At 64.0% G+C, this 14,473-nt stretch carries 13 protein-coding genes; 9 read left to right on the forward strand and 4 right to left on the reverse strand.

Annotated elements, in window-relative coordinates:
- Positions 1–15 precede the first annotated feature (15 nt).
- The 8 genes from nusA (at position 16) to AC3A4H_RS18605 (ending at position 10,417) form a co-directional block, all read left to right on the forward strand.
- The gene (gene nusA, locus AC3A4H_RS18570) at positions 16–1,608 is read left to right on the forward strand and encodes a transcription termination factor NusA (protein WP_348779100.1); all 1,593 of its coding nucleotides are present in this window, start codon (positions 16–18) and stop codon (positions 1,606–1,608) included.
- Between the two features lie 38 nt (positions 1,609–1,646).
- Entirely contained in the window at positions 1,647–2,297 is a 651-nt protein-coding gene (locus AC3A4H_RS18575; protein WP_348779101.1) for an RNA-binding protein, read from the forward strand.
- Positions 2,294–4,858, forward strand: a complete 2,565-nt coding sequence (gene infB / locus AC3A4H_RS18580; RefSeq protein WP_487768022.1) for a translation initiation factor IF-2 — start codon at positions 2,294–2,296, stop codon at positions 4,856–4,858. The genes AC3A4H_RS18575 and infB overlap by 4 nt, the downstream gene beginning before the upstream one ends.
- Before the next feature lie 164 nt (positions 4,859–5,022).
- Entirely contained in the window at positions 5,023–5,433 is a 411-nt protein-coding gene (gene rbfA, locus AC3A4H_RS18585) for a 30S ribosome-binding factor RbfA (protein WP_348779103.1), read from the forward strand.
- Positions 5,433–6,383, forward strand: coding sequence for a tRNA pseudouridine(55) synthase TruB (gene truB, locus AC3A4H_RS18590; RefSeq protein ID WP_487768023.1), 951 nt, complete (start codon positions 5,433–5,435; stop codon positions 6,381–6,383). The genes rbfA and truB overlap by 1 nt, the downstream gene beginning before the upstream one ends.
- A gap of 58 nt (positions 6,384–6,441) precedes the next feature.
- Complete coding sequence (gene rpsO, locus AC3A4H_RS18595) at positions 6,442–6,819, forward strand: 30S ribosomal protein S15 (RefSeq protein WP_487768024.1); 378 nt, start codon at positions 6,442–6,444, stop codon at positions 6,817–6,819.
- Between the two features lie 319 nt (positions 6,820–7,138).
- Positions 7,139–9,286 (forward strand): polyribonucleotide nucleotidyltransferase, encoded by a 2,148-nt coding sequence (pnp, locus tag AC3A4H_RS18600; protein WP_487768025.1) that lies wholly within the window; start codon positions 7,139–7,141, stop codon positions 9,284–9,286.
- Between the two features lie 111 nt (positions 9,287–9,397).
- On the forward strand, positions 9,398–10,417 hold the full coding sequence (locus AC3A4H_RS18605; RefSeq protein WP_487768111.1) for a class I SAM-dependent methyltransferase: 1,020 nt from the start codon (positions 9,398–9,400) through the stop codon (positions 10,415–10,417).
- 79 nt (positions 10,418–10,496) lie between these two features.
- Here AC3A4H_RS18605 and fabI read toward each other — a convergent pair whose 3' ends face one another.
- The 3 genes from fabI to fabA are packed head-to-tail and all read right to left on the reverse strand — an operon-like array spanning position 10,497 to position 13,089.
- Positions 10,497–11,306, reverse strand: a complete 810-nt coding sequence (gene fabI, locus AC3A4H_RS18610) for an enoyl-ACP reductase FabI (protein ID WP_348779107.1) — start codon at positions 11,304–11,306, stop codon at positions 10,497–10,499.
- A gap of 13 nt (positions 11,307–11,319) precedes the next feature.
- A complete protein-coding gene (gene fabB / locus AC3A4H_RS18615) occupies positions 11,320–12,540 on the reverse strand; it encodes a beta-ketoacyl-ACP synthase I (protein WP_487768026.1) in 1,221 nt (406 codons plus the stop codon).
- Positions 12,541–12,573: 33 nt separating this feature from the next.
- Complete coding sequence (gene fabA / locus AC3A4H_RS18620; protein WP_348779109.1) at positions 12,574–13,089, reverse strand: 3-hydroxyacyl-[acyl-carrier-protein] dehydratase FabA; 516 nt, start codon at positions 13,087–13,089, stop codon at positions 12,574–12,576.
- Between the two features lie 237 nt (positions 13,090–13,326).
- Between fabA and irrA the strand changes: the two genes are divergently transcribed.
- Positions 13,327–13,755 carry an iron response transcriptional regulator IrrA gene (gene irrA / locus AC3A4H_RS18625; RefSeq protein WP_487768027.1) on the forward strand — a complete coding sequence of 143 codons (429 nt, stop codon included), beginning with the start codon at positions 13,327–13,329 and terminating at the stop codon, positions 13,753–13,755.
- Between the two features lie 137 nt (positions 13,756–13,892).
- On the opposite strand, the gene AC3A4H_RS18630 is transcribed toward irrA, so the two are convergent.
- Positions 13,893–14,453 (reverse strand): SH3 domain-containing protein, encoded by a 561-nt coding sequence (locus AC3A4H_RS18630; protein WP_487768112.1) that lies wholly within the window; start codon positions 14,451–14,453, stop codon positions 13,893–13,895.
- Positions 14,454–14,473 lie beyond the last annotated feature (20 nt).

Consider the following 14,473-nt stretch of genomic DNA (forward strand, 5'->3'; position numbering starts at 1 on the left):
TTCAGGGAGACCAAGATGGTAGTCAGTGCGAACAGGCTTGAGCTGCTGCAGATCGCCGATGCGGTCGCGCGGGAAAAGTCGATCGACAAGCAGATCGTGATCGCCGCGATGGCCGATGCGATCCAGAAGGCCGCGCGTTCGCGCTATGGTCAGGAAACCAACATCCGCGCCGACATCAACCCGCAGACGGGCGAGATGAAGCTGCAGCGGCTGATGGAGGTTGTCGAGAACGTCGAGGACTACGCGACCCAGATCTCGCTTGCCGAGGCGCGCGAGCGCAATCCCGATGCGCAGGTCGGCGACTTCATCGCCGAGCAGTTGCCGCCGATGGATTTCGGCCGCATCGCAGCGCAGTCGGCCAAGCAGGTCATCGTGCAGAAGGTGCGCGAGGCCGAGCGCGACCGCCAGTACGACGAATACAAGGATCGCATCGGCGAGATCGTCAACGGCACCGTCAAGCGCGTCGAATACGGCAATGTCATTGTCGACCTGGGCCGCGGCGAGGCGATCATCCGCCGCGACGAGCTGATCCCCCGCGAGAACTACAAGTATGGCGACCGCGTGCGCGCCTATGTCTATGACGTGCGCCGCGAGCAGCGCGGGCCGCAGATCTTCCTGTCGCGCACGCATCCGCAGTTCATGGCGAAGCTGTTCACCATGGAAGTGCCGGAAATCTACGACGGCATCATCGAGATCAAGTCGGTGGCTCGCGATCCGGGCTCCCGCGCCAAGATCGCTGTTGTTTCGCGCGACTCCTCGATTGATCCCGTGGGCGCCTGCGTCGGCATGCGCGGCTCGCGCGTGCAGGCCGTGGTTGCCGAGCTCCAGGGCGAGAAGATCGACATCATCCCGTGGTCGCCGTCGGCAGCCTCCTTCATCGTCAACGCGCTTCAGCCGGCGGAAGTCGCCAAGGTTGTGCTGGACGAGGAGGCCGAGCGCATCGAGGTTGTGGTTCCCGACGATCAGCTTTCGCTGGCCATCGGCCGCCGCGGACAGAACGTGCGCCTGGCTTCGCAGCTGACCGGCTGGGACATCGATATCCTGACCGAGCAGGAAGAGTCCGAACGCCGCCAGAAGGAATTCGTCGAGCGCTCGACGCTGTTCATGGAGGCGCTGAACGTCGACGAGATGGTCGGCCAGGTGCTCGCCTCGGAAGGCTTCACCAGCGTCGAGGAAGTTGCCTATGTCGATGCCGACGAGATTTCGTCGATCGACGGCTTCGATGAGGACACCGCAAGCGAGATCCAGACCCGCGCCAAGGAATATCTCGACCGCATCGAGGCCGAGCACGATGCCAAGCGCACGGAGCTGGGCGTTTCCGACGATCTGCGCGAGCTGCCGGGCGTAACCACCGCCATGCTGGTGGCGCTGGGCGAGGATGGCGTGAAGACGGTCGAGGACTTCGCCGGCTACGCGGTCGACGATCTCGTCGGTTGGAAGGAGCGCAAGGACGGTGAGACCAAGTTCTACCCCGGCGTGCTGGCAAGCTTCGGCGTCACCCGTGCCGATGCCGAGCAGATGGTGCTTGCGGCCCGCCTGAAGGCTGGCTGGATCACCGAGGAAGAGGCCGCTGCCGAAGAAGGCGCTGCCGAAGCCGCCGGTGAGTGAGGTGAGCGCCCATCGAACCGGATATGCCCTTGGAAGAGATGAACGATCGCACATGCATCGTCACGCGAAAGACCGCCGAACCGGATGAACTGATCCGGTTCGTCGTCGGTCCGGATCGTGCCGTCGTGCCGGACCTGAAAAGAAACCTCCCCGGGCGCGGTTGCTGGGTCAGCGCCGATCGCCTACATATAGACAAGGCGGCCGGGAAAAACCTTTTCGCCCGAGCATTCAAGCGCGACGTCGTCGTTTCGCCGCAGCTCGGCGAAATGGTCGACAGGCTTCTCGCCAAGTCCGCGTTGGGCGCTTTGGGGCTGGCTCGCAAGGCTGGCGCTGTAGCGCTTGGCGCCACCAAGGTCGAAAGTGCGGTCCGCAGCGGCCACGCCCTTCTTGTTCTCCATGCACGAGAAGCTTCGGAAGACGGCCTGCGCAAGATCACCCAGGCACGCCGTGCGACAGCCTATGCTGGCGGGCCGGAAATCTATGCCTATAAACTTTTTTCGGAAACCGATTTGAGTTTGGCATTGGGTGGCACAAATGTGATACATGCTGCGGTTCTTGCGGAGGACGCGGGACGAGCGGCGCAGAAGCGCATGGTTGCGCTTGACCGATACCGGGGCGGATCCCCGGATGAGCGGGCAATGTTTGCGGCGATTGCCGAAGAAGATGATGCCGCAGAGGATGTGGAATGAGCGATACTAAATCGGGTGACGACAACACTTTGAGCGTCAACACGAAGAAGACATTGACGCTGAAGCGCCCCGGCATCGAGCAGGGCACTGTGCGCCAGAACTTCTCGCACGGGCGCACCAAGTCGGTCGTCGTCGAGACCAAGAAGCGCAAGTTCACTCTGCCTGGCGAAAAGCCGGAGGCAGCGCCGGTGTTCACGCCCAAACCCGCGCCCAAGCCGCAGGTGCAGGCCGCACCCGTGGTGGAGACGCCCCGGCCCGCGCCCAAGCCGATGGCCGAACGGTCCGGCATGGTGCTGAACGAGCTTTCGTCCAGCGAGATGGAAGCGCGTCGCCGCGCGCTCGAGGGTGCCGTTGCCCGCGAGGCTGAGGATCGTGTCCGCGCCGCGGAAGAGGCAAAGCGCCGCCAGGAAGAGGAAGAGCGCCGCCGCCGCGAGCGCGAAGAGTCTGCACGCCGCCAGGCCGAGGAAGAAGCCCGCCTGCAGGCCGAGGCCGAATCCCGCCGCCGCGCCGAGGAAGAGGCCCGCCGCCGCGCGCCGCAGGCCGAGGTTGTCGATGATGAGCCGGTCGAGGCCAAGAGCAAGAGCGCGCCTTCGCCGCGCAGCGCTACGCCGGTCCGGCGCGTGGTTACGCCCGAGGTTGCGCGTCCCGTCAAGGCCAAGGGCGAGGAAGATCGCCGTCGCGGCAAGCTTACCCTGAACACTGCGCTGTCGGATGACGATGCGCGTTCGCGCTCGCTGTCGGCCATGCGCCGCCGCCAGGAGAAGTTCAAGCGCGCGATGCACCAGGAGCCTCGCGAGAAGATCGTGCGTGAAGTCATTCTGCCTGAGACGATTACGGTTCAGGACCTTGCGAGCCGCATGTCGGAACGCGCGGTCGACGTGGTCAAGTTCTTCATGAAGCAGGGCCAGATCCTGAAGCCGGGCGACGTGATCGACGCCGATACCGCCGAGCTGGTGGCATCGGAATTCGGCCACACCGTGCGCCGCGTTGCCGATTCCGACATCGAGGAAGGCCTGTTCAACATTCCGGACCGTCCCGAGGACATGCTGCCGCGTTCGCCGGTCGTGACCATCATGGGCCATGTCGATCACGGCAAGACCTCGCTGCTCGACGCGCTCCGCAATTCCAGGGTGGTCACCGGCGAAGCCGGCGGCATTACCCAGCACATCGGTGCCTACCAGGTCGAGAAGAACGGTCAGAAGATCACCTTCATCGACACGCCCGGCCACGCCGCCTTCACGGCCATGCGTGCCCGCGGTGCGCAGGCCACCGACATCGCCATTCTGGTGGTGGCGGCCGACGACAGCGTGATGCCGCAGACGATCGAGTCCATCAATCATGCCAAGGCGGCCGGCGTGCCGATCATCGTTGCGATCAACAAGATCGACAAGCCGACGGCCGACCCGCAGAAGGTGCGCACGCAGCTTCTGCAGCACGAGGTGTTCGTGGAATCGATGGGTGGCGACGTGCTCGAAGTCGAGGTGTCGGCCACCAAGGGCATCAATCTCGACAAGCTGCTCGAGGCGGTCCTCCTGCAGGCCGAGGTTCTCGACCTCCAGGCCAACCCGAACCGCACCGCCGAAGGCGTCATCGTCGAAGCCAAGCTCGACAAGGGCCGCGGCCCGGTTGCCACCGCGCTGGTCCAGACCGGCACGCTGCTGGTCGGCGACATCGTCGTGGCCGGCAACGAGTGGGGCCGCGTCCGTGCGCTCGTCACCGATCGGGGCGAGCATCTGAAGGAGGCGCTGCCGGCCACGCCGGTGGAAATCCTGGGCCTTCAGGGCACGCCGCAGGCGGGCGACCGCTTCGCCGTGGTCAACAACGAGGCCAAGGCGCGCGAGATCACCGAATATCGCCAGCGCAAGGCGCGCGACAAGGCGGCCGCACGGCATGCCGGCCAGCGTGGCTCGCTCGAGCATATGATGATGCAGTTGCAGACGAGCGGCCTGAAGGAATTCCCGCTCATCATCAAGGCCGACGTGCAGGGCTCGGTCGAGGCCATCGTTACGGCCCTCGACAAGCTGGGCACCGATGAGGTTCGCGCCCGCATCGTCCACGCCGCTGCCGGCGCCATTACCGAAACCGACATCTCGCTTGCCGAGACTTCGGGGGCGGTGGTGCTCGGCTTCGATGTTCGCGCCAACCCGCAGGCACGCCAGGCGGCCGAACAGGCCGGCATCGACATCCGCTACTACAACGTCATCTACAGCCTGGTGGATGACATCAAGGACGCGATGTCGGGCCTGCTTTCGCCGGAGCGCCGCGAGACCTTCATCGGCAATGCCGAGATCCTGGAGGTGTTCAACATCACCAAGGTCGGCAAGGTCGCCGGCTGCCGCGTCACCGAAGGCAAGGTCGAGCGTGGTGCGGGCGTGCGCCTGATCCGCGACAACATCGTGATCCACGAAGGCACGCTGAAGACCCTGAAGCGCTTCAAGGACGAAGTGTCGGAAGTGCCGGTCGGCCAGGAATGCGGCATGGCCTTCCAGAACTACGAAGATATCCGCCAAGGCGACATCATCGAGTGCTTCCGCGTCGAGATGGTAACCCGCAAGCTGTAAGAGGCCAGCTTCCTCTCCCGGGAGGAGGCAACTGCCAAGCGCAGAAGGCCTCGCCAAGTTGTGGACGTTCGATCCGCCCCCTCTCCCGCAGGGGAGGGCGGATCGCGTTTGCGATGACCGTTTCAGATCATATCGAACCGATCAGCCGAAAGGCATAGACAGCCATGTCACGTTCCCATGCTTCCGGGCCTTCCCAGCGCCAGCTTCGCGTCGGCGAACAGGTGCGCCATGCCCTGTCGGAGATGCTCCAGCGCGGCGAAGTGCGCGACGATATCGTCGAGACGACCGTGATTTCGATCTCGGAAGTGCGCATGTCGCCCGATCTCAAGATTGCAACCGCTTTCGTGTCGCCGCTTGGCGCGCCCGACGACGAAGCGGTGGTCAAGGCGCTGAACCGGAACGCCCGCTTCATCCGCGGCCGCGTCTCGCCGGCGCTCAGGCAGATGAAGTACATGCCCGAGTTCCGCTTCCGGCTCGATACGAGCTTCGACAATTTCACCAAGATCAATGAACTGCTCAGGTCGCCCGAAGTGCAGCGCGACCTGAAAGCCGACGACGACAAGGAGCATGAATAGTGGGCCGCCGAGGCAAGAAGAAAGGTCGTCCGATTTCCGGCTGGGTGGTGTTCGACAAGCCGGTCGGCATGGGCTCGACCGAGGCTGTGTCCAAGATCAAGTGGCTGTTCCAGGCTGAAAAGGCCGGCCATGCCGGCACGCTGGACCCGCTTGCCTCCGGCATGCTGCCGATCGCGCTCGGCGAGGCGACCAAGACCGTGCCCTATGTGATGGACGGCGCCAAAATCTATCAGTTCACCGTCGCCTGGGGCGAGGAGCGCTCCACGGACGACCTCGAAGGCCCGGTCACAAAGACCTCCGACAAGCGCCCGAGCGAGGCCGAGGTCCGGGCGCTGCTGCCGAATTACACCGGCGTGATCATGCAGACGCCGCCGCAGTTCTCCGCGATCAAGATCGCCGGCGAACGCGCCTACGACCTGGCTCGCGAGGGCGAGACGGTGGAAATTCCGGCGCGCGAGATCGAGATCGGCCGCCTCGACCTGATCGAGACGACGCCTGAAGGCCACTCGGTGTTCGAGATCGAATGCGGCAAGGGCACCTATGTGCGCTCGCTGGCGCGCGACATGGGCCGCGACCTCGGCTGCTACGGCCACATTGCAGCGCTGCGGCGCACGGAGGTGGACCCCTTCACCGACGAGGATTTCGTCACGCTCAACGAACTGGAAGCTGCGGCCCCTTCGGCCGAGGACAGGAATTCCGGCGTGGAGCTCGATTTCAGCGCGCTCGACGAGTTCCTGCTCGACACCGGTGCGGCGCTGGATTGCCTGCCCCAGGTGCCCGTCAATGACGACGCCGCAACGCGGATCAGGCTGGGCAACCCGGTGATCATCCGTGGCCGCGACGCGCCGGTGGAAGCCGACGAGGCCTGCGTGACGTCGCGCGGCAAGCTGGTGGCGATCGGCGCAATCGAGGCCGGCATGTTCAAGCCGCGCCGCGTTTTCACCGCGTGAGGGTCGCTGGTTCGGCCGGTTTGCATTAGCGCTGGCCTTTCCACGTATTTTGGACTATATGCGCCGCAGCATTGTGCCAATGTGGCGCAGTGCATGCATCGGCCCCTGCTGGACGACATCCCGGCTGAGGGCATCTTGTTTCCTCCAGATCGAAAGGAAAAGCGCGATGTCGATTACTGCCGAACGCAAGAAGCAATTGATCGCGGAATTCGCCACCGTCCAGGGCGACACCGGCTCGCCGGAGGTCCAGGTCGCGGTTTTGTCCGAGCGGATCAAGAACCTGACCGAGCACTTCAAGGGCCACAAGAAGGACAACCATTCCCGCCGTGGTCTTTTGGCTCTGGTTTCGCAGCGCCGCAGCCTGCTTGACTACCTCAAGCGCAAGGATGAGGCCCGCTACCAGACGCTGATCGAGAAGCTCGGCCTGCGTCGCTAACAGCTTGATCGGCGGACCTCGTCAAAAGGTCCGCCGATCTTCCATTCGGGGTCGGCCGCAGTGCCGGGTCCGCAGGCGTCAAGATGCCGGATGAGTTTCCTGGCACATCGGTCGCCGAACCGGTTCGGCAGGAGCAGAGGGCTCTGCTGGGCCGCCCATGGGCAGGTCATGGGGCAGGATTGCAGGATGCCTGGCGCGCTGTTGGCAGCGCAGAATGTCCAGACACCCCGTTGTCTTGCCCGTGGCTCGTCCGAAACAAGCCAGGGAAGAATGCGCTCGCATGTTGCGCGCTGCGCTTCCCGCATTCGAAGGACATGTCATGTTCAATCAGCACAAAGTGGAAATTGAGTGGGCGGGACGTCCGCTTATCCTCGAAACCGGCAAGATCGCCCGTCAGGCCGACGCCGCCGTACTCGCCACCTATGGCGAGACGGTCGTTCTCGCCACCGTCGTCTCAGCCAAGGAGCCGAAGCCGGGCTTCGACTTCTTCCCGCTGACCGTCAACTACCAGGAAAAGACCTACGCTGCCGGCAAGATTCCCGGCGGCTACTTCAAGCGTGAGGGCCGTCCGAGCGAGAAGGAGACGCTGGTCTCCCGCCTCATCGATCGCCCGATCCGTCCGCTCTTTGCCGATGGCTACAAGAACGACACGCAGATCGTCGTCACCGTCGTCCAGCATGACCTCGAGAACGACCCGGACATCCTGTCGATCGTCGCCACCTCGGCGGCCCTGACGCTGTCGGGCGTGCCCTTCATGGGCCCGATCGGTGGCGCCCGCGTCGGCTACATCAACGGCGAGTACGTGCTTAACCCGCACATCGACGAAATGCCGGAATCCAAGCTCGATCTCGTCGTCGCCGGCACCGGCGACGCCGTCCTGATGGTCGAGTCGGAAGCCCAGGAGCTTTCCGAGGACGTCATGCTCGGCGCCGTCATGTTCGGTCACAAGGGCTTCCAGCCGGTGATCGACGCCATCATCAAGCTGGCCGAAGTGGCAGCCAAGGAACCGCGCGAGCACAATCCGGAAGACCTTTCGGAACTCGAGAAGGAGATGCTGGGCATCGCCGAAACCGACCTGCGCGAAGCCTACAAGATCATCGACAAGCAGTCGCGCTATGCCGCCGTCGACGCAGCCAAGGCCAAGGTCAAGGAAGCCTTCGCTCCCGTGGGCGAAGAGGCTCCGAAGTGGTCGGCCGAGCAGGTCGCTACCGTGTTCAAGGAACTCCAGGCCAAGATCGTGCGCTGGAACATCCTCGACACCGGCTCGCGCATTGACGGCCGTGATCTCAAGACGGTCCGCAACATCGTCTCCGAGGTCGGCGTGCTGCCCCGCACCCACGGCTCGGCGCTGTTCACCCGCGGCGAGACGCAGGCCCTGGTGGTCGCCACGCTCGGCACCGGTGAGGACGAGCAGTATGTCGACGCGCTGACGGGCATGTACAAGGAGACCTTCCTCCTCCATTACAACTTCCCGCCCTATTCCGTCGGCGAAACCGGCCGCATGGGTTCGCCCGGCCGTCGCGAGATCGGTCACGGCAAGCTTGCCTGGCGCGCCGTGCGTCCGATGCTGCCCTCCGCCGACCAGTTCCCCTACACGCTGCGCGTCGTCTCCGAGATCACCGAGTCCAACGGCTCGTCCTCGATGGCGACCGTCTGCGGCACCTCGCTGGCGCTGATGGATGCGGGCGTTCCGCTCCAGAAGCCGGTGGCCGGCATCGCCATGGGCCTGATCAAGGAAGGCGACCGCTACGCGGTGCTCTCCGACATCCTCGGCGACGAGGACCATCTCGGCGACATGGACTTCAAGGTGGCCGGCACCTCCAACGGCATCACCTCGCTGCAGATGGACATCAAGATCCACGGCATCACCGAGGAGATCATGCAGGTGGCGCTCGGCCAGGCCAAGGACGGCCGCCTGCACATCCTGGGCGAGATGTCCCACGCGCTTTCCGAGGGCCGCAAGGAACTCGGCGAGTTCGCGCCGCGCATCGAGGTCATGCACATCCCGACCGAAAAGATCCGCGACGTCATCGGCTCGGGCGGCAAGGTCATCCGCGAGATCGTGGAAAAGACCGGCGCCAAGATCAACATCGAGGACGACGGCACGGTCAAGATCGCTTCTTCGAACGCCAAGGAGATCGAGGCGGCAAAGAAGTGGATCCACACCATCGTGGCCGAGCCGGAAGTGGGCGAGATCTATGAGGGCACGGTCGTCAAGACCGCCGACTTCGGCGCGTTCGTGAACTTCTTCGGCCCGCGCGACGGCCTGGTCCACATCTCCCAGCTTTCCAACGAGCGCGTCGGCAAGACCACCGACGTCGTCAAGGAAGGCCAGAAGGTGTTCGTCAAGCTCATGGGCTTCGACGAGCGTGGCAAGGTTCGCCTGTCGATGAAGATCGTCGACCAGGAGACCGGCAAGGAGATCGTCCGCGAGAAGAAGTCCGAGGACGAGGAATCCGTCGCCTGATCCAGGCAACCGTCTGATTATTTCGAGCGGGCGTCCCGAAAGGGGCGCCCGTTTTTGTTTCGGCCGAGTTTTCGTTTGCATCGGTGGGGCGGAACCGACTACTTGCCCGTCATGACCCGAGACACGCTCAAAACCCTGTTCCATCCATTCGAGGCGGATGCACTGCCGCTGCCTGCCACAGGCGAGCGCGTGCTGTTTCTTGGCGCCGAGCCAGGCTTCCGGTTACCGGAGGGATTTGAGGCCGAGCTGACGCTGGTCCAGGGATTTCGCCCCTGGTTCAAGCCGCTGGAGGCCTCTGAGAGCCGCGTGACGGCTTTGCCGGCAGGAGAGGGCTACGATGCGGCGCTTGTGCTCTGCGGCCGCCACAGGGGCGCCAACGAGCTCATGATCGCCGAGGCGCTGGAGCGCGTGCGCGCGGGTGCGCTGGTGCTTGTGGCCGGCAGCAAGGACGACGGCATCGCCAGCCTGCGCCAGCGCCTGGGCGAGCTTGTCACGATCGAAGACCAAATGCCCAAGCATCACGGCATCGCCTTCTGGCTGCGGCGGCCTGACGAGGTTGCGGGCATCGTGGAGCAACTGCGCGCCGGCAATGGCGAGCGGCTGCTCGACGAGCGTTTCGTCACCGCGCCCGGAATGTTCTCGGCAGACGAGATCGATGCGGGCTCGAAGCTGCTGGTCGAAAACCTGCCGGACAAGGTATTCGGCGCGGTCGCCGACTTCTGCGCCGGCTGGGGTTTTATCGCGGCCGAGCTTGCGCAGCGCTTCCCGAAGATGTTCACGCTCGATCTTTATGAGGCGGACTTTTGTTCGCTCGAAGTGGCAAGGCGCAATCTCGCCGGCGTCGGCCCGATGCAGAAGAACTTCTTCTGGCACGATCTCCTGGGGGAGCCGGTTTCGCGCCGCTACGACTTCATCTTCATGAACCCGCCCTTTCACCAGCGCCGGGCTGCCGAGCCGGACATCGGGCAGGGCATGATCAAGGCTGCCGCGGCAGCACTGAAGCCGGGTGGCCGGCTGATCATGGTCGCAAACCGCCAGCTTCCCTATGAGAAGACGATTTCGGCGGCCTTCTCGGACCAGCGGGAACTGGCGAGGTCGAATCTATTCAAGGTGCTGAGCGCGCGCCGCTGAGCCGGCCACTTCCTTGCCGGCGTAAAAGAAAACGGCCGGTGAAGCCGGCCGTTCGCGTATCGATCATGAATAGTGGCGCTTACTCGCCGCTGTCGCTCTGCTTCAGCTCTTCCAGCGTGGGCATCGAGACGATGTGATAGCCCGAATCCACATAGTGGATCTCGCCGGTCACGCCCGAGGAAAGGTCCGACAGCAGGTAGAGTGCCGAGCCGCCGATCTCGTCGAGGGTGACGGTGCGGCGCAGCGGCGAATTGCGCTGCTGGTAGGAGAACATGTGGCGCGCGTCGGCGATGCCCGCGCCAGCCAGCGTGCGGACGGGGCCGGCCGAGATAGCGTTCACGCGGATGCCGCGCGGGCCGTAGTCGTCGGCCAGATAGCGCACACTGGCCTCCAGGCCGGCCTTGGCAACGCCCATCACGTTGTAGTTCGGCATGACGCGCGTGGAGCCCGCATAGGTCAGGGTCAGCATCGAGCCGCCATCTTTCATCAGGGCGGCCGCGTTGCGGGCCACTTCGGTGAAGGAGTAGCAGGAAATCACCATCGTGCGGATGAAGTTCTCGCGGGTGGTGTTGGCGTAGAGGCCCTTCAGCTCGTTCTTGTCGGAAAAGCCGATCGCATGGACAATGAAGTCCAGGCCGCCCCATTTGTCGCCCAACGTCTCGAAAACCGAGCTGACGGAGGCACTGTCCTCAACGTCGCAGGGCAGGATCATCGTGGCGTTCACCTGCTCGGCCAGCGGCTTGACGCGCCGACCGAACGCTTCGCCCTGATAGGTGAAGGCCATTTCGGCACCGTGCGCCGCAAGCTGCTTTGCGATGCCCCAGGCAATCGAGTGGTCATTGGCGACGCCCATGACGAGGCCGCGCTTGCCTTTCATCAAACCTTCCATCGGAAGAATATCCTCAGCCGTTGTAACGCTGGAAAACGAGCGTGGCGTTGGTGCCGCCGAAACCGAAGGAGTTCGACAGCACCGTGTCGATCTTTGCGTTGTCGATGCGCTTGCGCACGATCGGCATGCCTTCGAATTCCGGGTCGAGTTCCTCGATATGGGCGCTTTCGCCGATGAAACCGCCCTGCATCATCAGGAGGGAGTAGATCGATTCCTGCACGCCGGCTGCGCCCAGCGAATGGCCGGTCAGAGACTTCGTCGAAGTGATGTTGGGCATCTTCTCGCCGAACACTTCGCGGATGGCGCTCATCTCCTTCGAATCGCCCACCGGCGTCGAGGTGCCGTGGGTGTTGATGTAGTCCACGGAGCCGGAGACGGTGGAGAGCGCCTGCTTCATGCAGCGCACAGCGCCTTCGCCCGAGGGCGCGACCATGTCATGGCCGTCGGAGGTCGCGCCATAGCCGACCACCTCGGCATAGATCTTGGCGCCGCGCGCCTTGGCATGCTCCAGCTCTTCCAGCACCAGCACGCCCGCGCCGCCGGCGATGACGAAGCCGTCGCGATTGGCGTCATAGGCGCGCGAGGCGACCGAAGCGCGGTCGTTGAACTTGGACGACATGGCGCCCATGGCGTCGAACAGGTCCGACATGGTCCAGTCGAGATCCTCGTGGCCGCCGGCGAAAACCATGTCCTGCTTGCCCCACTGGATCAGCTCGTAGGCATTGCCGATGCAATGCGCCGAGGTCGAGCAGGCCGAGGAGATGGAGTAGTTCACGCCGTGGATCTTGAACCAGGTGGCCAGCGTGGCCGAAGCGGTCGAGGACATCGCCTTCGGCACGGCGAAGGGTCCGATCCGCTTGGGGCTGCCGTTCTTCAGCGTGGTTTCGGCGGCTTCAACGATGGTTCTGGTGGAAGGGCCGCCGGAGCCCATCACGATGCCGGTACGCTCGTTGGTGATGTCGCCCTGTTCCAGGCCGGCATCTGCAATCGCCTGCTCCATGGCGACATGGTTCCAGGCGCCGCCGCGCGACAGGAAGCGCATGGCGCGGCGGTCGACCTGCTCGGTCGGATCGAGCGTTGGCGCTCCCCATACCTGCGACCGGAAGCCGTGTTCTGCAAAGGACTCGGAGAAGCTGATGCCCGATTTGGCGTCGCGCAGAGAGGACTGCACCTCTTCGGCGTTGTTTCCGATGGAAGACACGATACCCAGGCCCGTAACAACGACGCGTCTCATGAGTGCTCCTTCAATGGCCGGCGCGACGCTGGGTCAGGCCGCCGCTTCCTTGAACAGGCCGACGCGAAGGTCGGTGGCCTTGTAGATGGTTTCGCCGTCGGCCTTCAGCCAGCCGTCGCCGATGCCGAGCACCAGGCGGCCGCGCATGACGCGCTTGAAGTCGACGCCGTACTCGACCTTCTTGTTGGCGGGGGTGACCATGCCGGTGAACTTGACTTCGCCGGTGGAAAGCGCGCGGCCCTTGCCGGGCTCGCCGAGCCAGCCGAGGAAGAAACCGCTGAGCTGCCACAGGGCATCGAGGCCGAGGCAGCCCGGCATCACCGGATCGTTGATGAAATGGCAGGGGAAGAACCAGAGGTCACGGCTGATGTCGAGCTCCGCGCGCACGAAGCCCTTGTCGAACTCGCCGCCGGTGTCGCTGATCTCCGTGATGCGATTGAACATCAGCATCGGCGGATAGGGAAGCTGTGCGTTACCCGGGCCGAACAGTTCGCCGCGGGCGCAGGCAAGCAGCTCCTCGTAGTCGTAGCTGGATTTCGAAACCGCCATAAATATCTTCCCCGTGTGGGTTCCGGACGTGCCGTACGTTCGCCCTGTTCAGTACCACAGACTGTTTCCGCTCGGAAACCGAAGTTTGCGATTAACCCGACCGCCTGTCCGGGTCAATGTGCGCCTATTGATCACGTTCCCCTGACGGAATATATGTCAGACAAGATATGGGCTTGCCGCATTCGTATATATGCACGGGCAAGCCTGCTTATTAGCTGGAGCGGACTTGGCAGATTGATGGATTTGACCGTCCCCGAAGAGATGGCGATAGAACAGCGCGTGCGTGACGCGGGGCTGCGGCCGACGCGGCAACGAGTCGCGCTGGCCAATCTGCTGTTTGCCAAGGGCGACCGCCACCTGTCGGCCGAAGAGCTGCATGAGGAAGCGGTTGCGGCCGGTGTGCCGGTTTCGCTCGCCACGGTCTACAATGCCCTGCATCAGTTCACCGAGGCGGGCCTGCTGCGTATCCTGGCAGTCGAGGGGTCGAGAACCTATTTCGACACCAACACCTCCGACCACCACCATTTCTTCATCGAAGGCGAGAACAAGGTTTTCGACATCGTGTCCGGCCCGGTGAAGGTGCTCAACCTTCCGGAGCCGCCGGAAGGTCTGGAAATCGCCAACGTCGATATCGTGGTGCGCCTGCGCCCAAAGCGGACGCGCTAGACCGACACTCACTCGATAGCTTCGCTCAATAGAAGCAACGTGCGTGGAGCTTGTCCGGCACCGCAGTGACTTGTGCCATCTGCTCGTTCAGGCGCGACCAGCCACGGTGGCTTGGCGCTCGGTCTGGCGGGGTCCAGTCAATCCTTGACGATCTCGCCCGGATAGGCGCCCCAGACCTGGTTCTGGCGCAGCCACCCGCTCACGCCATCAAAGGTCATTTCGCACCAGTCGCCGTTGCACGACTTGATCTTGCCGACCACGCCGGGGTCAATGATGGCTACCGCGCGCGCCTCGGGGTCCGGCTTGGCCAGCAGGTCGATCTTGGCGTCCTTGCCGCGCTGCCAGGGGGCGGTCATCGCGGTTCTCTTGCCTGAGAGAAGCGACTGGTTGATCCAGCCTTCCGCGCCCTCGGCGTCGCGCACGCGGCGCCAGTTGTCGTATTCCTGGATGATTTCCATCGGCAGGCCCGCCTTCATGTAGAGCCAGTCGACGCCATAGTTGATGCCCGGGCCGATGCGTGAATTGACGCGGCCGGATTTCAGGCTGACGAAGCGGGGCAGGGGCAGCCCGCTTGGTCCCAGCGTCACCTCTTGCGACGGTGCCGCCTCGCTCGCGCCGATCGAAGCGCCGGTCGACAGGAGTGCAAGACTGGCCAGAACAGCACCAACGATTGCGCGTGACGACATGAAACGAGACACCTTCATTCTTTTTCTTTGGC

The sequence above is a fragment of the Pseudaminobacter sp. Soil_N_29 genome, assembly GCF_057656055.1.

Excerpts from the sequence above, each read along its gene's own strand:
- nusA (WP_348779100.1), top strand. The coding sequence starts at position 16 with ATGGTAGTCAGTGCGAACAGGCTTGAGCTGCTGCAGATCGCCGATGCG.
- AC3A4H_RS18575 (WP_348779101.1), top strand. The coding sequence starts at position 1,647 with ATGAACGATCGCACATGCATCGTCACGCGAAAGACCGCCGAACCGGAT.
- infB (WP_487768022.1), top strand. The coding sequence starts at position 2,294 with ATGAGCGATACTAAATCGGGTGACGACAACACTTTGAGCGTCAACACG.
- rbfA (WP_348779103.1), top strand. The coding sequence starts at position 5,023 with ATGTCACGTTCCCATGCTTCCGGGCCTTCCCAGCGCCAGCTTCGCGTC.
- rpsO (WP_487768024.1), top strand. The coding sequence starts at position 6,442 with ATGCGCCGCAGCATTGTGCCAATGTGGCGCAGTGCATGCATCGGCCCC.
- pnp (WP_487768025.1), top strand. The coding sequence starts at position 7,139 with ATGTTCAATCAGCACAAAGTGGAAATTGAGTGGGCGGGACGTCCGCTT.
- AC3A4H_RS18605 (WP_487768111.1), top strand. The coding sequence starts at position 9,398 with ATGACCCGAGACACGCTCAAAACCCTGTTCCATCCATTCGAGGCGGAT.
- fabI (WP_348779107.1), bottom strand. The coding sequence starts at position 11,306 with ATGGAAGGTTTGATGAAAGGCAAGCGCGGCCTCGTCATGGGCGTCGCC.
- fabB (WP_487768026.1), bottom strand. The coding sequence starts at position 12,540 with ATGAGACGCGTCGTTGTTACGGGCCTGGGTATCGTGTCTTCCATCGGA.
- fabA (WP_348779109.1), bottom strand. The coding sequence starts at position 13,089 with ATGGCGGTTTCGAAATCCAGCTACGACTACGAGGAGCTGCTTGCCTGC.
- irrA (WP_487768027.1), top strand. The coding sequence starts at position 13,327 with ATGGATTTGACCGTCCCCGAAGAGATGGCGATAGAACAGCGCGTGCGT.